The organism is Pedobacter sp. GQ55 (genome assembly GCF_059758925.1).
Genome location: NZ_JCAXEI010000003.1, coordinates 195,979 through 221,133, shown reverse-complemented (window position 1 = coordinate 221,133; position 25,155 = coordinate 195,979). Strand labels below are relative to the sequence as shown.

At 37.7% G+C, this 25,155-nt stretch carries 18 protein-coding genes; 5 read left to right on the top strand and 13 right to left on the bottom strand.

The window, feature by feature from the left end:
* Positions 1 to 5 precede the first annotated feature (5 nt).
* The 3 genes from AC6CH7_RS09845 to AC6CH7_RS09835 form a co-directional block, all read right to left on the bottom strand.
* Positions 6 to 3,203: an efflux RND transporter permease subunit gene (locus tag AC6CH7_RS09845; protein WP_498262530.1), complete on the bottom strand. Its 3,198-nt coding sequence runs from the start codon at positions 3,201 to 3,203 to the stop codon at positions 6 to 8.
* 24 nt (positions 3,204 to 3,227) lie between these two features.
* On the bottom strand, positions 3,228 to 4,352 hold the full coding sequence (locus AC6CH7_RS09840; protein ID WP_498262529.1) for an efflux RND transporter periplasmic adaptor subunit: 1,125 nt from the start codon (positions 4,350 to 4,352) through the stop codon (positions 3,228 to 3,230).
* Between the two features lie 169 nt (positions 4,353 to 4,521).
* Positions 4,522 to 5,121, bottom strand: coding sequence for a TetR/AcrR family transcriptional regulator (locus tag AC6CH7_RS09835; RefSeq protein ID WP_498262528.1), 600 nt, complete (start codon positions 5,119 to 5,121; stop codon positions 4,522 to 4,524).
* Between the two features lie 185 nt (positions 5,122 to 5,306).
* Here AC6CH7_RS09835 and AC6CH7_RS09830 point away from each other — a divergent pair, with 185 nt between their 5' ends.
* From AC6CH7_RS09830 to AC6CH7_RS09820, 3 genes are all read left to right on the top strand, one after another.
* Positions 5,307 to 6,344 (top strand): LacI family DNA-binding transcriptional regulator, encoded by a 1,038-nt coding sequence (locus tag AC6CH7_RS09830; protein ID WP_498262527.1) that lies wholly within the window; start codon positions 5,307 to 5,309, stop codon positions 6,342 to 6,344.
* Positions 6,345 to 6,436: 92 nt separating this feature from the next.
* On the top strand, positions 6,437 to 7,432 hold the full coding sequence (locus AC6CH7_RS09825) for a PfkB family carbohydrate kinase (protein WP_498262526.1): 996 nt from the start codon (positions 6,437 to 6,439) through the stop codon (positions 7,430 to 7,432).
* Positions 7,433 to 7,444: 12 nt separating this feature from the next.
* Positions 7,445 to 8,098 (top strand): beta/alpha barrel domain-containing protein, encoded by a 654-nt coding sequence (locus tag AC6CH7_RS09820; protein WP_498262525.1) that lies wholly within the window; start codon positions 7,445 to 7,447, stop codon positions 8,096 to 8,098.
* 41 nt (positions 8,099 to 8,139) lie between these two features.
* Here the strand turns inward: AC6CH7_RS09820 and AC6CH7_RS09815 are convergent, their stop codons facing one another.
* The 3 genes from AC6CH7_RS09815 to AC6CH7_RS09805 all read right to left on the bottom strand — a co-directional run bounded on the left by AC6CH7_RS09815 (position 8,140) and on the right by AC6CH7_RS09805 (position 10,412).
* Positions 8,140 to 8,469 carry a helix-turn-helix domain-containing protein gene (locus AC6CH7_RS09815; RefSeq protein WP_048905275.1) on the bottom strand — a complete coding sequence of 110 codons (330 nt, stop codon included), beginning with the start codon at positions 8,467 to 8,469 and terminating at the stop codon, positions 8,140 to 8,142.
* 250 nt (positions 8,470 to 8,719) lie between these two features.
* The gene (locus AC6CH7_RS09810) at positions 8,720 to 8,929 is read right to left on the bottom strand and encodes a hypothetical protein (protein ID WP_048905274.1); all 210 of its coding nucleotides are present in this window, start codon (positions 8,927 to 8,929) and stop codon (positions 8,720 to 8,722) included.
* Between the two features lie 130 nt (positions 8,930 to 9,059).
* Positions 9,060 to 10,412 carry a Gfo/Idh/MocA family protein gene (locus tag AC6CH7_RS09805; protein WP_498262524.1) on the bottom strand — a complete coding sequence of 451 codons (1,353 nt, stop codon included), beginning with the start codon at positions 10,410 to 10,412 and terminating at the stop codon, positions 9,060 to 9,062.
* 445 nt (positions 10,413 to 10,857) lie between these two features.
* Here AC6CH7_RS09805 and AC6CH7_RS09800 point away from each other — a divergent pair, with 445 nt between their 5' ends.
* Complete coding sequence (locus AC6CH7_RS09800; protein ID WP_172663055.1) at positions 10,858 to 11,877, top strand: LacI family DNA-binding transcriptional regulator; 1,020 nt, start codon at positions 10,858 to 10,860, stop codon at positions 11,875 to 11,877.
* 81 nt (positions 11,878 to 11,958) lie between these two features.
* Positions 11,959 to 12,987, top strand: a complete 1,029-nt coding sequence (locus AC6CH7_RS09795) for a phosphotransferase enzyme family protein (RefSeq protein ID WP_498262523.1) — start codon at positions 11,959 to 11,961, stop codon at positions 12,985 to 12,987.
* Positions 12,988 to 13,001: 14 nt separating this feature from the next.
* On the opposite strand, the gene AC6CH7_RS09790 is transcribed toward AC6CH7_RS09795, so the two are convergent.
* From AC6CH7_RS09790 to AC6CH7_RS09760, 7 genes are all read right to left on the bottom strand, one after another.
* Positions 13,002 to 15,647, bottom strand: a complete 2,646-nt coding sequence (locus AC6CH7_RS09790) for an outer membrane beta-barrel protein (protein ID WP_498262522.1) — start codon at positions 15,645 to 15,647, stop codon at positions 13,002 to 13,004.
* A gap of 58 nt (positions 15,648 to 15,705) precedes the next feature.
* Positions 15,706 to 17,754 carry an alpha-amylase family protein gene (locus tag AC6CH7_RS09785; RefSeq protein ID WP_498262521.1) on the bottom strand — a complete coding sequence of 683 codons (2,049 nt, stop codon included), beginning with the start codon at positions 17,752 to 17,754 and terminating at the stop codon, positions 15,706 to 15,708.
* A gap of 8 nt (positions 17,755 to 17,762) precedes the next feature.
* On the bottom strand, positions 17,763 to 18,947 hold the full coding sequence (locus AC6CH7_RS09780; protein WP_498262520.1) for an SGNH/GDSL hydrolase family protein: 1,185 nt from the start codon (positions 18,945 to 18,947) through the stop codon (positions 17,763 to 17,765).
* Positions 18,948 to 18,955: 8 nt separating this feature from the next.
* Positions 18,956 to 20,290, bottom strand: coding sequence for an alpha-L-fucosidase (locus AC6CH7_RS09775; RefSeq protein ID WP_498262519.1), 1,335 nt, complete (start codon positions 20,288 to 20,290; stop codon positions 18,956 to 18,958).
* Between the two features lie 191 nt (positions 20,291 to 20,481).
* Complete coding sequence (locus tag AC6CH7_RS09770; RefSeq protein ID WP_498262518.1) at positions 20,482 to 22,107, bottom strand: NADP-dependent glyceraldehyde-3-phosphate dehydrogenase; 1,626 nt, start codon at positions 22,105 to 22,107, stop codon at positions 20,482 to 20,484.
* A gap of 34 nt (positions 22,108 to 22,141) precedes the next feature.
* Positions 22,142 to 23,515 (bottom strand): MFS transporter, encoded by a 1,374-nt coding sequence (locus AC6CH7_RS09765; RefSeq protein ID WP_498262517.1) that lies wholly within the window; start codon positions 23,513 to 23,515, stop codon positions 22,142 to 22,144.
* A gap of 35 nt (positions 23,516 to 23,550) precedes the next feature.
* Positions 23,551 to 25,047, bottom strand: a complete 1,497-nt coding sequence (locus AC6CH7_RS09760; protein ID WP_498262516.1) for a tagaturonate reductase — start codon at positions 25,045 to 25,047, stop codon at positions 23,551 to 23,553.
* Positions 25,048 to 25,155 lie beyond the last annotated feature (108 nt).

Below are 25,155 nucleotides of genomic sequence, written 5' to 3'. Positions count from 1 at the left end.
TTACCTTACGAATAGATGATTTCTGATTCTGGTTTTACCTTAACACCATTTGCATCCTGAGCATCAGTAAGCACAGCAGGTTTACTTGATATCTTTTCCTGCAGATGCTGGAAAATCACAAATAGAACTGGGATAAGGAACAATCCAAGAATAACTCCTGAAAGCATCCCCCCTGCAGCACCAATACTTATAGAGTGGTTACCCTGTGCAGATGGTCCTGTTGCAATACTCATTGGGAACAAACCTACAACGAAAGCTAATGAAGTCATTAGAATAGGACGTAACCTTAGTTTTGCCGCCTCTATTGCCGCACTTACCAAGGTAAGCCCTGCCTTTCTTCGCTGTACCGCAAACTCCACAATCAGAATGGCATTCTTGGCGAGCAAACCAATGAGCATGATCAGCGCTACCTGTACATAGATGTTGTTTTCTATACCGGTTAAACCTATTACAACAAACACACCCAATACTCCGGTAGGAATAGACAGTATTACTGCTAGTGGTAAAATATAGCTTTCATACTGCGCTGCCAACAAGAAATATACAAACACTAAACAAAGGATAAATACAACTGTCGACTGTCCGTTCGATGAAATCTCTTCCCTGGTTTGTCCAGAGAACTCAAATCCATATCCCGCAGGTAATTGTTCTTTTGCTACTTCCTGTATTGCATTAATCGCATCACCAGAACTAAATCCTGGTTTAGGGATGGCGTTCACCTGAATAGAATTAAACAAGTTATAACGTGACGCAGTTTCTGAGCCATAAACACGGGTCAATTTAACCAACGTTTTTATTGGCACCATTTCTCCTGTTTTATTTTTAACAAAAACTCTGTCTATAGCAGTTGGGTCTGCCCTATCAGCAATGTCAGCCTGAACCAGCACACGGTAATATTTACCAAAGCGGTTAAAATCTGATGCCTGAGCACTACCGAAATAAGCCTGCATAGTTTGTAAAATATCACGAACATTCACACCTAACTGATTTGCTTTCTCGTCGTTTACTTCGAGTTGTAATTGAGGATAATCCGCTTTAAAAGTGGTAAATGCAACGGCAATTTCTTTACGTTTCATCAATTCACCAATAAAACCGTTGGCTATACCACTGAATTTATCAAGCTTACCACCTGTTTTATCTTGTAGTACAAGATCCAATGCCTCCACATTACTAAAACCAGGAACGGTAGGGAAACTAAATACGAAGAAACTACCGCCACTTATGGCACCTAATTTACCTCTTATCAAGTTCATAATTTCATTGATGTCTTGTACCTTACCTCTCTCTTTAGCTGGCTTTAACAACACAAACACAACTGCCGAAGATGGACTTGTTGATGAAGTAAGCAAGTTAAAACCTGTAATAGAGGTAACAAACCTTGAAGCATCTAAAGCACCCAATTCAGCCTCAGCTTGTTTCATTACTTTAGAAGTACCATCTAACGAAGTTCCAGAAGGTGTATTTACGGCAATAGCCACAAACCCCTGATCTTCTGTTGGTATAAACCCGGTTGGTGTTCTTTGTACCATCCACACGGTCGCCAAAATAATAATTGCCAAACCAATAATACTAACTGCTTTATTTTTGATCAGGAATTTCAAACCGCCAACATACCTGTCTGTCATAGCATTAAAGCTTCTGTTAAAGCCGGCAAAGAATTTTTCTTTAAATCCTTTTTTAGGCTCATCAGGATGGCCTGCATGATTGTCTTTCAAGAACAATGCAGCCAACGCCGGACTCAATGTTAAGGCATTAATAGCTGATATAATAATCGCGGTAGCCATTGTAAAGGCAAATTGTCTGTAAAATACTCCGGTTGAACCTTCAAGGAAACCTACGGGTAAAAACACAGCCGACATCACCAGCGTAATTGATATAATGGCACCACTAATTTCGTGCATCGCTTCGGCTGTGGCCTGTTTAGCGCCGATGCGCTTGTGTTCCATCTTGGCGTGAACAGCCTCGACGACCACAATGGCATCATCCACCACAATACCAATAGCCAATACAAGAGCGAACAGCGTTAATAAGTTAATGGAAAACCCAAACAGTTGCATAAAGAAGAAAGTACCCAAAATAGCTACGGGAACCGCAATAGCAGGAATTAACGTTGATCTAAAGTCCTGAAGGAAGATAAACACAACGATAAACACCAAAATGAACGCTTCAATAAGCGTATGCTGTACCTGTTCAATTGACTGATCCAGTGCAACTTTTGTACTGTAAAAAATATTGTGTTTAACACCTTTTGGAAAATCTTTAGCAGCTTTTTCCATTAACTTGTTTATCTGAATCTGGATTTCATTAGCATTTGAACCTGCTAATTGGATAATACCCAGAACAACTCCTTTTTTACCGTTTAAGCGGGTTAAACTGTTGTATGAATATGCACCAAATTCTACTCTTCCTACATCTTTTAAACGAAGTGTAGAACCATCTTCATTTGCACGGATAGCAATATTTTCATATTCTTCAGGTTTTGTAAGCTTGCCTTTATATTTAATAACATACTCAAAAACCTCATTGCTTCTTTCACCAAAACGACCTGGTGCTGCTTCCAAACTTTTATCTTGTATTGCAGCCATTACCTCATTAGGGGTAATATGGTAACTAGCCATTTGAGTAGGATTAAGCCAGATACGCATAGAGTAATCTTTTACCCCGCCAAATATACTTGCCGAACCAACACCTGGAATCCTTTTGATCTCAGGAATAATATTGATTTGTGCATAGTTGGCTACGAATGTCTGATCGTATTTAGATTCATCTTCGGTATACATACCGATAGCCATGATAAAGCTATTTTGTTGTTTGGCAGTAATGATACCTTGTTGTACGACCTCAGTTGGCAGCTGACTGGTCGCCTGCGCCACACGATTTTGTACGTTTACAGCAGCCTGATCCGGATCTGTTCCAAGCTTAAAGTAAACCGTGATAGCTAATGTACCATCATTACTAGCTGTTGAGCTCATATAGCTCATATTTTCGACACCGTTGATAGACTCTTCAAGCGATGGCGCAACCGAACGCAATACAGTTTCGGCATTGGCGCCAGGATAGTTAGCAGTTACCAGTACTGATGGTGGCGCAATGTCTGGAAACTGCTGTAACGGCAATTTGGTAAGGCTTAGCACACCTAGTATCACCAATAATATGGAGATTACTGTAGCTAATACGGGCCTTTGTATAAAAATTTTGAACATGACAGTTAATGTTTAATTGGGTAATTAGTTTTTAGCGACTTTATCGGTTGCTTTTTGTGGTGCAATCACCGCACCTTCTTGTAAGCGGTCAAGTCCGCTTAACACAATCTGATCGCCGGCTTTAACTCCGTCTTTTACCAGATAGTTAGTACCTGTTTTACCGATTACACTGATAGCTTGTTTTTTAACCTTATTGCTATCAGCAAGTGCAAATACAAAGATTTTATCCTGCACCTCTATAGTTGCCGATTGAGGAACTACAAGCGTATTAGTATGTTGCAGACTCAGGCGAATTCTACCTGTATTTCCTGATCTTAATAAGCCCTGAGGATTAGCAAACTTTGCTCTAACAGTAATTGCTCCGGTGTTTTTATCAAACTGTCCATCAATCACGTCAACTCTTCCTTTTGTACCATATTCGCTATCATCAGCTAAAATTAATGCTACTGCAGGGAGTTGTTTAAGTTTATCACTTAAGGTCTGGCCAGGATATTGATCTTTGAAATTTACAAAGTCTTTTTCGCCAAGGGCGAAATAAACATGAACATCATGCACATCCGATAATTGAGTTAAGGCATCTACATCTGTAGGACCAACAAGACTTCCTTGCTTTTTAACTAATCTGCCAATATAACCGCTAACAGGTGCCTTAATTAAGGTATACCCTAAGTTTATTGAAGCGGTAGAAACATTTGCTTTTGCTTGTTCAATGTTTGCTTTTGCAACAAGAGCAGTAGCTTTAGCAGATTTCAATTGAAAATCAGAGATTACTTTGTTTTGTACTAACGGTGTTAAACGCTCAACCTCTAACTGGGCATTTATTAAACTTGCTTCTGCTGAATGCTGAGCTGCAAGGGCATTGTTTAATGAGGCTCTGTATGGCTGTTCGTTTATTTTAAAGATAGGCTGACCAGCTTTTACAAAAGCACCTTCGTCAACATATACTTTTTCTAAGGTGCCACTAACTTGTGGTCTAACTTCAACATTAACAGATCCTTCGATAGATGCAGGGTACTCTTGGTAAGTTGTTTCTGTGCCAGAAACAACACTGGCAACAGGTAAAGCAGGCGGTGCGGGTGCTACTGCCTGCGGGGCTTTATTGGAACAAGCCAATAAAAACATAGCGGAAAATATAAGTATTGATTTCATAACGTAAGATTGTTTAACAGTGTTAAATAATTGTAAATTAGGGAGGTAGTATTTCATAACATGATAGATTAAAAGGTTTGGCGTATAACGGGTGTAATCCGTTTAACAGCGTTAAGTAATTGTTAAAAAATTGAGGCTTTTTAGCCTTTGAGTTTATTGGTAATGGGTATTATTCGTTTATATATTTTATTATTCCTCTGATGGCATCCTTTAGAATACGCTGATTCATCTCTGCATCACGGCCCTTGTTTACAAGGTTAATAGAAATTAAACCATGAATAATAGACCAGAAAGTATAGAACTTTCTGCAAACAAAATCCTCAGACGGATTCTTTAATGTGATTACCTTTTCTATTACATCATAGATCAGATCATCAGAAAGTTCTGCCTCCGGCATCTTTTTCTTCAGCTCACAACAGTTCATATCTACACCATACATCAGCTGGTAAAGCTCTTTATACTTAAATGCAAAATTCCAGTACGCAACCCACATCGCCTCTAACTGGCTCTCAGGTGTATCGTGTTTATCTCTTGCTGTTCTAATCTCCCCTGCCAGGATAATGTATCCTTTACGGGTCAGTTCAAGTAATATTCCGTCTTTATTAGCAAAGTATTCATAAATAATTGGGGCAGTGTACTCAATCTTATCTGCAATCTTTCTCATACTTAAAGCCTGCCATCCCTCATCTTTCACTATGTCTAAGGCAGCATCAAGGATATTGAGTCGTGTCTCCTCTTTTAGTCTTGCTATGCGCTCTTTACTTCCCATCGTATTATTTATATTGGCGTGTAAATAATTTAACACCGTTAAGCAAATGTATAAACAGTTATTATTATAAGTGTAATCCATTTGTCAAATACGAATTAAGGGCATAAAAAAAATAAAAAAAAGTATCTTTACCTTATTAAACTATAATAATTGCAAATTCGCCCTTGCACCAAATAGAGATCAGCATGAACAATAGCGTTACCTTAAAAGACATTGCAAAAGCGCTCAATTTATCTATTTCTACAATATCTAAGTCATTAAACGACAGTTATGAGATTAGTATAGATACCAAACAAAAGGTATTGGAATATGCTCAAAAGCATCACTATTCTCCAAATCGTTTAGCTAAAGGACTTAAAGAAGGTAAAAGCAGATCTATTGGCGTAGTAGTATGTTCATTAGATAACAATGTAATTGCACAGATGTTGGATGGTATCGATACCGTTAGCTCAGATAATTCTTACCAGATCATTATCATGCAGAGCAAAGAATCTGAAAAGCAAGAAGCTGCATGTATTGAATTACTATACTCCGGAGGGGTTGATGGTATATTAATCTCCCCTGCTTGCGAAACCGTTGATTTTAGTTACTTACGTTCCTTGCAGGAAGATGGTTTGCCTATTGTTCTTTTTGATAGGCTTAGCGATCAGATAAATACACATAAAGTTGGTGCTGATAATTTTCAGGGCGCCTATGATGCTACAATGCATCTTATAGAGAGCGGTTACAAAAATATCGCCCATCTAAATACCAATACCACGCTAAGTATAGCTACCGAACGCTTAAATGGCTATAAACAAGCATTAAAAGATAGCAGCATTGCCTACCGACCCGAATTACTAAGGTCCTGCGATTATTCCGACACTCAAAAGCTGAATTCAGATCTTGAAGAGGCGATACTATATTTCATGAATCTTTCTGATAAGCCTGATGCCATTTTTACCGCTACAGATCAGATCAGTACCAGATGCCTTACCCTGCTCAACAAACTAGGTTATCACATCCCTAATGATATCGCTTTAATTGGATTTACCAACACTGATCTTGCCGAAGCATTAAGCCCAGCTTTAAGTACAGTACATCAGCCCGCTTTTGAAATGGGACAATTAGCTGCAAAAAAGCTAATCTCCCTGATAGAAAGAAAAGATCAGGATCCTGAGTACGAAACCGTAATGCTCGAAACCTATATTAAAGCAAGAGCGTCCACACAAAGCAAACATTAAAATTCACGAAATCGTTTGCGTTTTTATATATTAACCACCCTGTTATTTTTAACTGGCTAACCTGTATAATTGTATATTGAATAACTAAAACTATGCAGAATAAAGAAAACATATTGGTATTTGGCGAACTGCTTTTAAGGTTCAGTTCCACAGAAGATCAATTTATTTCTAAAAATCATACCATTGCTTTATTTCCCGGAGGCTCCGAAGCAAATGTTTCGGCATCCTTAGGTCAATGGAAATTACCGGTCTCTTATTTAACTTGTGCCCCCGACAACGCATTAACAGCAAATGCTTTGCAATACCTTTCGGAATTAGGAGTTGATACTTCTAAAACCATCCTGGAAGGTAATAGACTAGGCCTGTACTTTTTACTATCAGCTAATGGACTAACCAGCGGCCAGGTGGTGTACGACAGAAAGTTCTCTTCATTCAGCTCAATTAAACCTGGGGTGATAGACTGGGAAAAGGTATTAGATGGATATACCTGGTTTCACTGGACTGCCCTTACTCCTGCTTTAAACGAAAATACTGCAGCTGTATGTAAAGAAGTCCTAGTTGCAGCAAGGAAAAAAGGCATAACCATTTCGGTCGATTTAAATTATAGAAACAGACTTTGGGACTATGGCAAACAACCTATAGAGGTAATGCCAGAACTAATTCAGTATTGCGATGTAATAATGGGTAACATTTGGGCGGCCAATAAAATGCTGGGTGCAAGTGTTAGCGACGATCTAAACCGCCAAACCACAGCTCAGGAATACTTTAGTCACTCTGAAGCATCAGCTAAAGAAATTTTCAAACTATTCCCTCAGTGCAAACACATCGCCAATACCTTCCGTTTTATGGATAATCCAAAACATAATCTATTTTATGGAACCTATCATACGCCAGAAAGCAATTACATCTCTCCAATCCGCGAAACTAATGCGGTTGTAGATAGAATTGGAAGCGGAGATGCTTTTATGGCAGGGCTCATATATGGCCTAACCAACAATGAAGGTGGACAGGAAATCATCAACAAGGCAACAAACGCTGGTTATCAAAAGCTCTTTGTTAAAGGAGATTTTGGTGATGGAACTCTTTAAAAAACATTAAAAATGAATGCAATAACCAATACATTAGAAATTATCGGCAAATACCCTGTTATCCCTGTATATTATCATGAAGATAAAGATACTTGTATAAATGTGCTTAAAGCCAGTTACGCCGGAGGCATCAGGGTTTTTGAATTTACCAACAGAGGCGAACATGCTCCTGAAAATTTCAAAGCTATGCTGGAATATAGAAATGCTCATTTTCCGGATCTTAAATTAGGCATAGGTACCATAAAAACTGTAGCACAGGCCGATCAGTACATTAGCATTGGTGCCGATTTTATAGTTAGTCCAATTGTTAAAGAGGATATCGCTAAACTAGCATTTTCAAATGGGTTGCTTTGGGTACCTGGTTGTATGACACCTACAGAAATCAACTTTGCCGAAGAACTTGGCGCTTCATTAGTTAAACTTTTTCCGGGCGACACGCTTGGCCCAGGCTTTTTAAAGGCCATAAAACCATTGTTTCCTGGCTTAAAATTTATGCCTACAGGCGGTGTTGATGTAAATAAAGAAAATATTGATAGCTGGTTAAATGCGGGGGTTACTGCTTTAGGCTTTGGTTCCAAGCTATTTCAAGCTCCCCAGGATGCAACAGATTTTTGCTGGTTAACCGAACGCTGCGCATCATTACTTAAGCTTGTAAACAAAGGATAGCAATATCCTTGTTTACAAGCTTAAAGATATTATTAGTTGATTTATTTCTTTTGTTCATCCTTGTCATACAAGTCAATTAGTTTACTTTGCAACCTAATTACTGCATTTTCAAGCTCGCTCACCTTTTCTTTTAACTGCTTTATCAACTGCGTTTGCTCATTAATCCCTTCCTCTCCAACATCAAGTAACTCCCTTAAAGTTAAATTGTGTACTTCAGCTATCTGATTAATTCGGCTGAAGTTCGGATCTGTGATACTTGTTTCAAGCTTTGAATACGCCGGAATAGATATCTCTAACAAGTCGGCCATCGCTTTTTGGTTGACCCCTTTTTTCTGACGTAAAATTCTAAATTTCTCCCCTAATGTTTTCATAATCAATAATTTTAAAAACGCCCCCTAGTTTTAATTGAAATAAATTTAAGAATTATTAAATAAAATATTATGATATTAATATAATATTTTTATAATATTTATTCGCCCAGATTTTTCGTTATTAAATTTTATAAATTAATGGAGTTAGATTTCCTCTGCTGAAATCAATGGGTACAGCATTATACGCAAAAAACACTTGCTAAAACGCTTAAAGCAAATAAAACAAACTGATAACTAAACAGATAGCTAATTATCTTTTGTTTTGTCTGAAAATAAAAGCTGCCAACATTACAGCAACTGCTAAACCAGAAAATCCGGGAAATAAAATAAATAAATACAAAAGACCACAAACTGCAGCAATTGCTACCATAAACAATACGCCTTGTAGTGGAGTATCCATTTTAAATGCTGCAATTAAAGCTAAGATTAGAAAGGCTAAAGCCAGAATATTTAAAAACATATACAAAGATGAGCTTTCAATGTTAATTTAATGTTAACAAAACTCAATTTTGAAATATTCAAAATAATAAAAGCCCCTATAATTGCTTATAGAGACTTCCACTCTAACTATTTATTGATTCTAACTAAAATTAATATTCATCATTTAAAGCAAAAACACGCTTTCTATTCATCCATTTGCCACTTGTAAAATCAGGAAAGTCTACAGTTTCGTTTCCAAGCTCTATAGATTGTTCACTTAAAGGCGTAATTGCGCTCCAGGCTGCTGCATCATAAACATCTAATGGAGTAGCTGTATTGCGCTTAATAGACTCAATAAAAGCATGGATTACAAAGAAATCCATACCACCATGGCCCGCACCTTGCGCATCGTTTCCGTATTTTTTCCAAAGTGGGTGATCATATTTATCTAACCATTGATCTGCCGGATCCCATTGATGAGGCTTACTTACACCCTCAACATAAACACCTTTGTTTACGTCCATCCATAAACCTTTAGTACCCTGAACCCTAAAACCCAATGAATATGGCCTTGGCAAGTTAGTATCGTGCTGCAGAATTAAAGTTTCGCCGTTAGCACAATCAATAGTTGTGGTAACAATATCACCTAAACGGAAATTTACTTTTGCATTCGGATGCTCAGCTCCACCCTTTTCTACAATATAATTGTGCAAACCTCTCGACTTGGTAGAAAAAGAGTTAAGTTTCAAAAATCTGTTTCCACGGTTTATATCTATATAATTAGCAATTGGGCCTATACCGTGAGTTGGGTATAAATCTCCATTTCTATGTACAGAGTGATTTGTTCTCCATTTTGCTTCAGAGAAGCCTTTCTCATTAAACTCAACACCGCCACCGTAAGGTTTTACTCCATCATTGAATTTAACTTCGCGTAAATCATGCTGATAACCACCCTGAAGATGAAGAATTTCGCCAAACAAACCTTGTCTAACCATATTTAATGCCGCAAGAACATCTCTTCTGTAACATACGTTTTCGAGCATCATTACGTGAGCATTGTTTTTTTCTGCAGCATGGACTACATCCCAATGGTCTTGTAACGTTATTCCTAAAATAACCTCAGTAGCTACATATTTAATACCCGCTTCAATAGAAGTGATAATCATTTCCTTATGTAATTCCCATGGAGTAGCAATTAATACCGACTGCAGCCCTTTAGTTTCTAACATTTTCTTCCAGGCATTGTCGTCACCTGTAAAAATCTTAGGCATTGGTTTTCCACTCTTTGCAATCATTGCCTTAGCCGTATTAAGCATTCTTGGCTCCACATCGCAAATGGCTACTAAATCTACATCATCTCTCTTTAATAGTAAATCAAGGTGATTTTGACCACGTAAGCCCACACCAATTATTGCTATTTTAACCTTGTCGGCCTTTGAACTGGCAAACAATGGGTTCTCTGGCAAAATAGTAACAGCTGCTGCAGTTAGCCCCGAGTTTCTAACAAATTCTCTTCTGTTCATAATTTATTTAGTTCTTTTCTACGTTTTGGTTAGCTAATTTATTTTATCTCCCTTAACTAGCTTGGAGAATCATGACACAAGGTATAGACTATATCATCAATCACTAAATCAAAAACAGGAAAAAAACACGCAAACGTTTGATATTTTGTCATTATCGGCTTTTTTAAAAGGAACCAATAAAAATTACCCGGCCGCGACTATCTAATTGAACCAGATTTCTCAAAAACACTTAATTTCTAATCCTTTTTAAAAAATTAAACACATTTTTATGCTTTTAGCCCTTGTTTTAGTCATATGTACCAATCACTTAACAGTGATTATATTAAATATTTAACAGGCAAACGTTTGCGTGAATTTATGCGTATATTGATCTAAATCAATTAATAAAACAGTTTTTTATTAAAATTGTAAGGTTATTCAAAGTTTATTATAATATTTGGCCCTAATGTCTGATAAACCAACAACTATAAAAGAAATTGCTAAAATCCTCAAGATTTCGGTATCAACCGTATCAAGAGCATTAAACGATCATTCAAGCATTGGATTAACCACAAAAATGCGTGTTAAAAAGCTTGCTTCGGAGCTCAACTATGAGCCCAACCAGAAAGCAATCCAATTTTTACATGGAAAATCCTTTATCATTGGAGTTATTTTACCCGAACTATCAGAATCATTCTTTTCAACCGCTATAAGTGGTATAGAAGATATCGCTTACAAAAGAAACTATACCGTATTATTGGCTCAGTCGCATGACGATGCCGAAAGAGAAAAGCTTCTTGTTGAGAAAATGAAAACCCAAAGAGTTGATGGGTTGCTTGTTTCTGTTTCAAAAACTACAAGTACCTATGAGCATTTTGAGATCTTTAAAAGATTAAACATCCCAGTAGTATTTTTTGACCGTATTCCTCCTATTAAAGACATACATTACGTTGCCTCTAATTTAGAAACAGGAACATACGAAGCAGTCAACTTCTTATTGAAAAAAGGCCACCGTACCATTGGCATGATAAACGGCCCTAATACACTAGTAGCCAGTCACGAAAGAAAAGAAGGCTACATCAAAGCAATGCTATCAAATCGTTTAAAATTTGATCCAACACTAATCATAAACTCAGATCTAACAGAAGCAGGAACAATTGAAGTGATGGACAACATGCTCAATCACCGCAGAAAACCTACTGCCATAGTAACATTTAACGACTACGTGGCACTCTTTGCCATCAGATACACCCGTTCGCTTAACTTAAACGGAATCGATTTTGTTAGTTATGCAAACCTGCCTATCATCAACTACATGGACTATACCCCTATAGCCTCTGTTGAGCAATTCCCATACAAACAAGGGAAAAAAGCAGCCGACATTCTTATTGACCTTATAAACAAGCCTAAAAACGAGTCAGGAGCAGATCAAGCCTACTTTAATGTCGTTGTAGAGTCAGTTCTTGTTGTAAATGACCCTAAGTAATTTTGCGCAACCGTTTGCACACCAGTTTAATAAACTGAATTAGTTAGGTTTGGGTAAACAATCAAAAATTCTATTAAACGCATGTTCGAAAATATTTTACCATTGTATGGGCTCAACTCTGATAAAGCTACAGTAAAACTATTTGGCGATGGGTTAATTAACCATACTTGGAAGGTAACTACAGATACCCAAAACTATATATTACAAAAAGTAAATAACGAGGTATTTAAAATGCCTAAAGATATTGACAGGAATATCTCATTGATTAAACAATATTTAGATGTCGAATATCCTAACTATTTGTTTGTTTCGCCTGTAAACGATTTAAATGGGCATTCGCTTTTAGATACTGCTAATGGTTATTTTAGATTGTTTCCTTTCATTGAGGGTTCAACCTCGCTTAACTCGTTAACCAATAAGGAAGAGGCATACGAGGCAGCAAAACAATTTGGCAAGTTCTCCAGAATCCTTGCCGGGTTTGACGCTACGCAATTAGGAATTACCATCCCCGATTTCCATAACTTAAAATTGAGATACAGTCAGTTCCAGATCGCCTGCAAAAACGCTTCTGAAGAAAGATTGGAAAAAGCTAAAGACAGCATTACCTTTATTACAGAACACAAAGGAATTGTTGATACCTATATCAATATCGTTGCTAACAATGAAATACCATTAAGGGTAATACATCATGATACCAAAATAAACAACGTATTATTCGATAAAAAGAACAACGGTTTATGTGTTATCGATCTTGACACTGTGATGCCGGGTTACTTTATCAGTGATGTTGGTGATATGATGAGAACTTATCTAGCTGAAGCCAGCGAAGAAGAGACAGATCTATCAAAAATCAGCATCAGGAAAGAATTCTATACCGCTATCTATGATGGCTATATGGAAGAAATGAAAGATGTATTAACGGAAACCGAAAAGCAGTACTTTACTTATTCAGGTAAGTTCATTATTTACATGCAGGCAATCCGCTTTTTAACCGATTACCTACAAAATGACGTCTACTACGGCGCAAAATATGAAGGGCATAACTTTAACAGGGCGCTTAATCAGATTCAACTCTTAAAAGAATACATAAAACTAGAAGGAGAGCTATAAAGCTCTCCTTCTAGTTACTTAGCAAAGTTCTCTAAATTCATAGAAAATGTTACCATAAAATATCTGGTAATTTGCTTGCTCCGATTCTCAATTATCATATTACCCGACACGGCCCTGAACAAATTATTTCCCTGATTCAGGAGGTCGTAAGCTCTAAGACTTACTGACGCCCTATTATTCTTAAAAAACGATTTAAAAACGCTTGCATTAATCAGAAAAGGATTATTAGCACCTGTAGAGTATCCACTGGTAAAATTCTTAGAAGCATCAATTGAGGTATTAAATGATTTACGGATTTTAAATACCAGATTCATATTAAAGCTCCAGCTTTCCAGATTTTGTGGTTTAAAATTGGCAATAGTATAGTTGTTTTCACTATAGGAATAAGAAGCGCCTGCACTGCCAGATAACGATTTCAATTCCATATTCACCCCTATATTCTGAAAGAAATTAAGTCCCTTGTTATTCGTTTTTAAATTATCAGTAAAAAGTACCGCGTTAGACAAGCCAACACTACCACCTAAAGAGACAACAAATTTTCGTTCATTAAAAGGCACGCTAGCATTATAATTACCATTAATGTTATAATTGCCATTCACATTTACAAAACGGGTTTCCTGTTTTAAGCTATTTAAAGTATCCTTAATCAGGATAATATTGCTTGCCACCTCATTTTGTGTTGCACCGGCATTTATACCTATCTGCAGTGCCCTTCCACTGGTAATTCCAAATAAGTTATAACTAACATTTGCATTATGGCTAAATGATGTTTTCAATTCCGGATTACCAATAATTACATTCTGTAAGTTCCTGGTATCGGGCACAGGCTGAAGCTGATCAAACCTGGGGGCATTACTACTTCCGCTATAATTCATATCTACCGACTGTGTCTTAGAAATAATATAGCTAAAGTTTGCAGATGGAGATGAATTGAAAGTTTTTTGATTAATCTTATCGGTTCTGCCCTCATAACTACCCATCAAAATACTTGGCTGCAATGTAAAACCAATACCATAGTTAATCTTATTTGAATTATACCTATAACCTCCTCTAATGTTCTGATTGATAAACGTTGAGGTATAAACACTACTTAAGGAATCAATAAAGCTTATTTTACCATTTATATCTTTAACCCGTGTTTCTAATTCATTATTGTTAGAACTCACACTAAATGAATAAGAAAACTCTATACTTTTCCGTATAGTATCTTTCGGATTACCCAATGTCCTTGAATAGTTAAAACCAGCATTTATTGCCCTATCTCCATTTCTGGTTTCAACCAACCGGTTTAATAAAGAGTCCTTAACCTTTTCATTTGTATCCTTATTATAGTAATCGATATCAGTAAGAATATCCTGATTCCCTTTGCCACCACTTGCCCTGCCCGAAAAGCTAAGTGATGCTCTCCCCTTCTTATCTTTACCCCCCAGGCCCAAACTCATATTTATATTTACATTTGGACTATTCTGCTTTGAAGTACTGCTGGTAAATAAATCCTGACGGATTACTCCAGTCTGCAAAGATGATGAAGTATTCTCTGAATTATCTTTTGACAAATTTGCATCTAAACTACTAGCAAAAAACTTACCTGATTCCTCGCTAGAAAGCCCCATACTTAAACTATGGTTACCATTTTTAGTATTACTCTTGTTCTCATTAATACTGTTAATGGTTCCCAAACTATTAACACTTTCAATATTACTAAAATTCGTGTTTTCATAAGTGCCATTTCCCGTGTTATAGTTAGATCTTAAATAAAGTTTTTTGCCGATTTTATCAGAAAAGCTAACTGCGCCATTAGTGTTGTTATTGATTTGAGCATCATTACTTGTATTATTAAAAGAACCACCGCCACTCATTTGCTTACGTCCCTTCCAGATATTGCCAGTTCCGTTTAATATATAGCTATTACTTGTTCCAGCGCTTGTACTAACGTTTGCAAATGTCCCCTTATCTCTCCCCGGTTTAGTAACCAGATTTAATACCTTTCTGGGCTGTCCCACTTTTATCCCGGTAAAATTAGCTTCATCACCATAGTCATCAATTACCTGAACATGAGAAAATATGCTCGATGGCAACTTTTTAATAAACTCAGCAACATTACTGGTAAAAAAATCCTTGCCATTCAGCCTAAGTCGGGTAAGTTCCTTACCCATTGAGGTAACCTTTCCATCGTCCTTTACCACCATACCGGGAAATTGCTTTAACAGATCTTCTACATAATCGCCTTCTCTTACCACAAACGCTTCTGTATTGTACTCAATGGTATCTTTCATTACCCTTATGGGAGGGATTTTGCCTTTAATAACCACCTCATCAAGCATATTAGACTCTGTTTTGAGTATGAGGCTGCCAAGGTCAACCTGTTTTTGTTTGTCAAGAAAGGTAACGATTGAAGCATACGGCTTATAGCCAATACTGCGGACCAACAGGTCTGAACTCTGAGTTGATATATTGGAAATAGAAAAATAACCCTCCTTATCTGCAATTACAGTCACCGTATCTTTGCCTGTAATTACCCTAATATAGGATCCGGGTATTCCCTGGTTGGTACTGTCTTTTACACTACCTTTAATTGTACGTTTTATTTGCGCTGTTAATTCTTGACTGGAGAGCGTACAAATAAATACAAGTAAAAGGATAATTCTCTGAGCGTTCAAATTACTTACTTATTATACCTATTCAGGCTAAATATAGCACTTTACATCAATTATTAAACTATTGTAATTCCATTTTAATAATTGTAGCATCAGCTCCATTCAGCTCGTACTTAAGCGTTCTATTAATCTCAAAACCCTTACCAGAAAAGAGTTCTTTTGCCTTGTAACCTGACTTTTTAATACCCAATCTATCCAGAGGAACCGTAAAAATCTTTTTTTTACCCTCAAAGTTTAAAATTGCCAGATACAAACTCCCCCCTATCTTTCTAACAAACAACTCGTTAGATTGCTCACCTGTATTTCCGTTTACAGGCATAAAAGCAACGCCTGCTCTTGGTATGGCCAATAATTCCTCGTTCTGCAACAATTTCTTAGCCGTTTCATTCCATATCCCTGACGACGAAAAATCATCACCCAATATCAATGTTCCGCTAATTAAGCCCGATGTTAACCTTGCTCTGTTTACCCCCTCTTTCTCACTGGCAAATACAATATGATCTGCATCTACAAAATTGTAAACATAAGTTTGCCACCATCCGTAATTAACACTATTTAAAGTATACTCAGTATCTTTAATGGACTTCCAGGCATCACAAGCAATCCTTTTAATGTGTGCATACCTTCCCGTAGCCAAGTTTGGAGATATAGCAGCATAAACAAGCATCTGCCCATCCATCCTATCGATAAGGTACTCCATACCAACTTTATAAGCCTGCATCCCTGTGGTAACAGAATTATCATAGAAAACATCCGACTCAGCGGCAGCATGGCCTAAAAAGTCAATCTTGATCATTTTAAAACCACATGCCTTTAGCTTATCAATAATATAATCGATTCTTTTCTTGGTTCCCGGATGTGTAGGATCAAGTGCTCTGGCGCCATCAAAATCATGATAATTGCCGCCAATCTTAGTCCACATCTCACTGAATTTATATTTACTGCCCTCAGCCTCTCTATCGCCCCCAGATTTAAAACCCCAGTCGGTAAACGGTGCCCAATACACCCCAGGCTGTAAACCTTTTTGTTTGCAGTAATCAGCAAATTCTTCCAATTTGCTATAACTGCCACGCATACCGCCGGTAAAATTGTCCCAAAATGAATCAAGATCTATATATGCAGTTTCACCATTTCTAAACTTTGGAAGCTCATTTGCAAAAAAATCAACGTTTTTTACCGCCTTTTCATAGGTCAATTTTTCCTGAATAACGCCCCAGCTGTTCCATCCAAAAGGAACCGGCTTTGTCCAGTTAAAAACAAAAGGAGGCTCTGCAATTCTGTTTGCCTTGCCGTAAGCTTCCAATCCGATTCTCCAATCAGTAAAGTAACCTACAAATATCTTTGGCGACTTTACAACGGAACCGGAAATAGAACCATGGATTGTTTTATCCCTAGTCACTTTCTCGTCTGTATATCCGCCCCAAATGCGCAGTTCAGATAGGTCATCACCAATTCCTTTGGTCAGCACCCCTGTTTTCCAAATTAAATGCTCTACGGAGCCTAATATCAACCCTTTTCTGCTATGGTTTTCATACACCGCGCCCACTTCTGCACTTGTGTTTTCTACTACGGCAGTACCCATAGATTTTGCATTATAACGGATAAAAGTATCGTTATCAAAAGGAACAAAAAGCGTTCGGTTATCGCCTTTGGCCTGAATACTTGCGCTGTTGGAAATCAGCGGGGCCATATAATTGCTCTTAACATTACTGCCTTTTAAAGAAACTTCAGTAAAAAAGTAATCGTGACCGGGATAAACATAAAATATCTGTTCCATCTGCGGCAAGCCACTTTTAGTCAAGATTATGGTGTATTTCTTACCAACTCCGAACTTGTCTTTAACAGCCGTTTCCGAGTACTTAATCAGCTCATAATCTTTACTGCTTATAGATTGCTCCTTATTTTTAACAAGGGCATACGCATCAGCTATTATTTTTTTCTTGTTTGCAAACACCTCATAAGTACCTGAACTTAGGTTATATACAATACCCGATTCCGCTCCGTAAGGAATATTAACAGTCTGAGGATCATTACCTTTTCTATCAAAATAGAAACCTTTAACAGAGGATACAAGCAATACGAGAGAGAAAATAAAGATGCGTTTGAGCATGATTGGGACTAATTAATTAAAAAGTTCACTATTCTACAGGCAGTTCCTTTACTATTCTGGTTCTTTTCTGCGCTGACAGTAACTTTTAATACGTGATCAGTATCGACTAAATTGCTCCCAAATAAAACATACCAGGGCAAATGTAAAGATTTGCTCCATTGTGTAAACAAATCAAGTTGTTTTTCGGCACCATTATCAATTGAATAGCTAACAATACCGGCATCAGCGCCTGATACTATGGCCATTCCAATTGCAGTGCCTTTAAATTTTAATGTAAAAGATGATCTGGCCACTGTACTAACTAGCATAGGCACTTTTACAAAACCCGGGCGGGTACCCAAGCCATCTTCTGGTGTCCAACTCTTTACCAGTTCCCAGCCGCTTTTATTTTCGGCAGTTTCTATACTAAGATACCTTCCGCGGGTAAAACTTCCTTTATTTAATAAAGCAGGCAATTTTGTAGCCTTTTGCTGCTTAGCTTTACTTAGGCTGGATGACAACAGGTCTTTTATGGCTTCAAAATACAATTCCTGACCAAATGGCGATGGATGCAGGTCTTTAAAATCCTTTTCCCAGCTAAACTCATTATTTGCCAGCTTATCTCGTATTGCCTTAGCCAGGTTAATAGAAGGCAATTGATAATGACCGGCAATTAGCTCATGGTTGGCTACCGAGGTAGGCGCAACTCCCGAATCGTACAATTTTGTCTTATCAGGATCAGCAAACGACATCATCACAATATCCATTAACGGGTTACTGGTTTTGGCGTGCCTAACAATGCCTTCAAGCGACTGAACTTGTGTAACACTATCCGTTCCGTTAACCTGATCGTTCACTGCCGCCTCTAGAAACAGAAGATCTATTTTACCTGAATCCAGCAGCTCCCTGCTTATTCTGAAGGTATGCGGCAAGCTTCCCAACGAAGGGATGCCAGCCGCAATAAAATGAAATTTTGTAGCCGGAAAACGCTCTTTTAAATAAGCGCATACCTTATCTCGCCAGCCACTATTATAAGTTATAGAACCTCCCAGAAAAGCTACAGTAGCATTTTTCTTTACAGAAATAGCATTATAAGCATTCGGGAGACCTTTTCTTTCTGTAATATACTTGCTAAATGGTAAGGTTTTAACCTGTGCAATAACTGAAACACTACAAGCTAAACCCACTAAAAAACACAGTACAAACTTTCTCATTTAAAAATCTATTTTGAATTAGAAGAACTTTGAATTTTTAAAGTCCACGCATATTTACCAGGCAACCCAGTTGGTAGTTTTACAACAACAGAATCGTTGTTTTTAGTCCATTCCAGAGGCTTATTTACTCCAAGCATATAAACTTTTGAACCTTCTTTTGGCTGAACCGCCGTTAAAATCAGTTCGTTATTTTCGGCCTTGTTAAAGATCACATAAGTGCTTTTACCATCCTTACTTTGAGTAAATCTGATGTTATCGCCTTGCTTGTAGTTTTCTATACCTTTGGTAGCGTAAATGGCTTGTTTGTTAATATCCAACCACTTGCCCATTTCTCCCAGACGCTCTATGCTTGGTGCAGGAATCTCACCTTCGGCGGTAGGGCCAACATTTAATAAGTAATTACCCCCTTTAGCTGCTACATCAACAAGGTTATCGATAAGCACTTGTGCCGATTTCCAGTTTTGATCGTACTTAGCAAAGCCCCAGTTGTTGTTAATTGTCATGCAGCTTTCCCAATAGTCTTGAGAATTGGTTTTTAAAATCTCTTGTTCTGGAGTTCCGAAATCACCGGCAGCATCCTGGTACTTATTCATACCTTCCATGCCTCCGCGCGCTTTACCGATGCGGTTGTTTATCACCAAAGAAGGTTTAAGGTTACGCAGATAATTGTAAAGGTCTTTTCCCTGCTCTTCTGTCCATTCAGGAATCCATTCTCCATCAAACCATAAAATAGTTGGATCGTATTTCTTGATCAATTCAGCCAGTTGAGGCTTTAAATACTCTTCTCTGTATTTATTAAAATCTGGTTTTACGTCTGGTTTTTGCTTAGGGTTAGCATTTGGCTGATGCCAGTCCATAATAGAATGATACAATCCGAACTTAATTCCGGCAGCTTTACATGCATCAGAAAGTTCTTTTAAAATATCTCTTTTAAAGGGAGTAGCATCCATGATATCATACTTGGTCACTTTACTGTCCCAAAGACTAAAACCGTCGTGGTGTTTAGAAGTGATAACGATATATTTAGCACCTGCAGATTTAGCAATCTCTACCCATTTTTTAGCATCAAACTTCTGTGGATCAAATTGAGCAGCATATTTTTCATATTCGGCAGTTGGAATGTTATGTGTTTCCATAATCCACTCTGCTCCTCCGCTTTTACCATTATATTCTCCGGCCGGAACTGCATATAAACCCCAGTGAATAAACATACCGAAAGTAGCATCCTGCCACCATTGCATACGCTGGGTTTTAGCGGCTTCAGACTCTTTTAAATAACCTTTTTGTGCAAATACCGAAACTGACATAACCAATCCGATAATAAGCAAATTTAACTTTTTCATACATTAGTAATTTGGTTATAGCAAAGAAAAGGATATTAGATATTAATAATTCTATTATTATGTCAATTCATTAAGCAATTTTAGCACACTCCGTTATTGGACCATTCTGTCATTCGACTACTCCGTCATCTGACTATTCCGTCCCCTCGGTCGAGATGGACGGAATGGTCTAGATAACAATTAGACCGTCTTTAAAACAAATACTTTGTGCTCAAAAAGTTAGAGCTGTTACTATCAACAATTGCATTTATCAAATGCTTGTTGTTTTCATTTAGCTTGGTGGCGACTAGTGATCTTATAGAAAACGATCTTAAAGCATCTACTACAGAAAGCGTACCCTCGGCACTATCTTTTCTGCCGGTAAACGGAAATACATCCGGACCACGCTGACACTGGCAATTCACATTTACCCTGCTCACCTGATTCACCAAAGGATCAATAAGTTCCGCTATTTCTTCATCATCGTTACTAAAAATACTTACCTGTTGGCCGTGCGTAGATTCGATAAGGTACTCAATAGTTTCTTCCAGATCGTCAAAAGGGACAACCGGAATAACCGGGCCAAACTGCTCTTCGGTATATAATTTCATACCTTTTTTAACCGGATAAACAATTGCAGGGAACACAAACGATTCATTTGTAGCACCACCGTTTTCATTTATCACATGGGCACCATTGGCTATTGCATCAGCAATACACTCCTGTATATAAGCTGGTTTATGAGGTTCAGGTAAAGGAGTTAATGATACACCATGCTCCCATGGCATTCCAAATTTAAGCTGCGCAACAGCTTCAGAAAGCTCCTTTAAAAACACATCAGCAAGGCTGCGATGTATAAATACAATTTTTAACGCAGTACATCTTTGTCCGTTAAACGATAAAGATCCAAGTACAGTTTCCTGAACTGCCAACTTCACATCAGCATTTGCAGTTATAATGGCTGCATTTTTAGCATCCAAACCAAGTATTGCGCGTAAACGGTTTACTTTAGGATGCAACTTTTTAAGTTCATTGGCTACCTTACTTGAGCCAATAAGGGTTAACACATTTATATCACCCGATTTCATCAGGTTAGGAATGATCTTATTACCGCGACCGTATATGGTGTTTACTACGCCTTTGGGGAAACTGTCTCTAAATGCCTCCAACAAAGGATAATGTAATAAAGTACCATGTTTTGGTGGTTTAAACAATAAAGTATTGCCCATTATAAGGGCCGGAATTAAAGTAGTAAAGGTCTCATTCAATGGATAATTGAATGGCCCCATACATAAAACCACACCCAAAGGAGAGCGTCTGATCTGTGCAACAATACCCTGTTCAATACTAAACTTAGACGACTGACGATCAAGGTCTTTCAGTGCATCAATTGTTGCATAAATATACTCTACCGTACGGTCAAACTCTTTAAGCGAGTCTGCATGAGATTTACCAATCTCCCACATCAATAGTTTAACTACTTCGTCTTTCTTTTCAATAATTTTGTGCGTAAACTTCTCTACGCAGATAATCCGATCAGCAACGCTCATGGTCGGCCATTCGCCTCTTCCATTGTTATAAGCATTAACTGCAGCCTTTAAAGCTTCCGAAGCTTCGGCTTCATTGCATAAAGGATAAGTGCCAATTACTTTGCGCTTTAGTCCTGTTGAAGTTTTAATGCAAATTGGCGAAAGTACCTCATGTACTTCTCCGTTCCAGGAATGCATTTTTCCGTTACTTAAATATTCTCGTTGATGAACCTCTGCGGTTAACCTGAATTCTTCTGGGATGTCGCGTTCCTCAACAAAAATCGAGTCAAGATGATCTTTAAAAGTCATTAATATATAGTTAGAGATTAAAATAGATTATATGTTAAAGATCACTAATTACTTTGTATTTTGGAACTAATGCTTTCATTATTACCCAGGCCACAAGGTATGCAACAGCACATATCGTAAACATAATTGTATAACCTGTGTCAATATGTCCTAAAGCCTTATAATGGTCAAATAACCCACCGCCTAGTTTGGTCATAACCACACCGCCAAGACCGCCCAGCATACCACCTATACCTACAACTGAACCAATTGCTTTTTTAGGAAACATATCGGAAACTGTAGTAAACAAGTTTGCCGACCATGCCTGGTGTGCAGATGCACCAACACCAATTAACAATACAGGCATCCAGAAAGATATATGGCCCAAAGGCTGTGCAGCAAGCACCACAAGCGGAATTACTGCAATCATTAACATTGCTTTCATACGGCCGTCATATGGCTCATATCCCTTCTTAATAAAATACATTGGGAACCAGCCACCGCCAATACTTCCAACCATTGTCATACTATATAGTACCGCTAGAGGGAGCATAATCTGAGTATCCATCATGCCATACTGATCTTTCAAATAAGCAGGCAACCAGAACAGGAAGAACCACCAAACACCATCAGTCATGAATTTACCTACAGCAAAAGCCCAGGTTTGTCTGTATGTAAGTAGTTTAAACCACGATACTTTTGTTTCTTCAGCTACACCTTCACTATTGATAACTCTGGTATCAACATCATCTGCTTTGATATAAGCAAGCTCTTCGGCCGAAAGTCTTTTTTGTTCTTCCGGTTTTTCATAATATTTATACCAAAATATAAGCCACAAGAAGCCTATTGCACCTATAAATAAAAAGGCGGCTTCCCAGCCCCATTTTGCTGCAATAAACGGAACACTTAAAGGCGCTAATACGGCACCAATATTGGTACCTCCGTTAAAAAATCCGGTAGCAAAAGATCTTTCCTTTTTAGGAAAATACTCTGCAGTAGCTTTAATTGCAGCCGGAAAATTCCCAGCCTCGCCAAATCCTAATACTGCTCTGGCAACCATAAAACCTACAATAGAAACAGAGGCAACGCCAATACCCATAAAGCCAAGTACTGTAGAGACGCTTTGACCTATTGGAATAGCAAAGGCGTGTATAACTGCACCTACCGACCAAATAATGATGGCCCAGGCATATCCTTTTTTAGTTCCAAGTTTGTCGATTATCCGCCCTGCAAAAAGCATCGATATAGCGTAAACAAATTGAAAAACAGAAGCAATGTTTGCATAATCGCTGTTGCTCCAGCCAAAAATCTCTTCTAGATGTGGTTTAAGTAAGCTTAACACCTGTCGATCAAGATAATTCACAGTAGTTGCGAAAAATAATAATGCACAGATAGTCCACCTGTAATTACCTACTTTTTTTTCGTTCATTATATTTGGTTTAGTATTCGGTTGGGTTGTTTTTTTTATTTGGTTTTGGCTAGTGCTTCTGTAATGCCAAAGGTTTTTATGTTGTTATAATTTTCTTCTACTGTTTTAATAAAATCTTTAAGGCTCGATAGGTCGGTTTCCCATAACTGCTGATCTGACAGTACTGAGCTTACGTACTCAGCTTCATTTAACTTGCTTTTTTCATAGAAATAAGCAGCCTGATCATCAGTAATCGGGTATTCTTTACTATCGTGTTGCCCAAAGTACTGATTTTCTTCCTTTTTTTGAGTTCTCATGAAACATAAGAATGCAGCAAAGCCGAAAGCGATACTTGATGGAACCTTATTAAATAGCTTATAATACTGGTTTAAAACAGGTAAAATCCTGATTTTCATTTTCATGGTATACTGAAAAGTAATATTGATCCATAAATGTTTAATGTAAGGATTTGCAAACCTATCCAGAACGGCGGCTGAAAAAACCATGGCTTCATCGCCGGGAACCTCGTAAGGTATTGCAGGAACAATTTCTGATTGCATTACCTTTGTGATATAGCTTTTTATGGCCTGATCATTCATAGCATTTGTTACCGTATCAATGCCAGATAAAAAGGCGATTCCGGATGATAGGGTATGCGAACCGTTCAATAATCTCACTTTTAATTCTCTGTATATTTCTATATCAGGTTTTACAATTACGCCTTTATCAACTTCTTTAAAGCTCAGTAACTTAGCTACCTTTTCATCACCTTCAATAGCCCATAAACGGTAAGGTTCGGCCATGATCAGCAAGTTGTCACTGTAACCTAACTGTTCCTCTAGCTTTTCTAAAGTTGCAACATCAGGCTTACCGGGAACAATCCTATCAACCAGAGAATTGCAGAAATGAGCATGCGCTTTAAGCCAGCTTACAAATTCAGGTTCAAGCTTATTAAAATCTGCCAGTTCAAATACAATTGACTCTAATTTCTTTCCATTTTCAGGAATTAGTTCTGTAGCTATAATCACAATATCAGCAGCGTTGGTATCGCCAAGCGCTTTATATCGTGCATACAAGACTGCTAATAACTTTGCAGGAAAAGAAACCGGAGGAGCTAAATCAATACTTTCTTTTAGCAAGGTAATACCAACCTCAGTTGTATTGGAAACAACAACCTGTAAAACAGGATCTTGTCCGATTTTTAATATCTCGCTCCATTCCTTATCGGCCGATAAAACCCTGCTGATAGATGAGGATATGATATTCTCTTTAACGGTTTGTCCGTTCTCCAGCCCCCTTACGCTGATTGTATACAAGCCATTTTGCTCATTAAAATCTTTAAGGTCGCCTTTACTGGTCGATTTAACAACAGCTACCCTGCCATTAAATACGCCTTTGCGATTGGCTTTATCAATAAAATAATCTGGAAGCCCGCGTAATAAAACACCGGTTCCAAACTGTAATACCTTTTCAGGAAGATTTAGTAATGTGTTATCAGGAATGATAACGTTTTCATTTTTTATGGTCTTTAAAATATCTTTAGAAATAGTCATGTTGAAATTTCGCTCTGTCTAAAACAATTCTACATAAATATTATAAAGAATGAATGTTTTAAGAGGAAATTATTTACGCAATCGTTATCGTTACAATCTGTTACAATT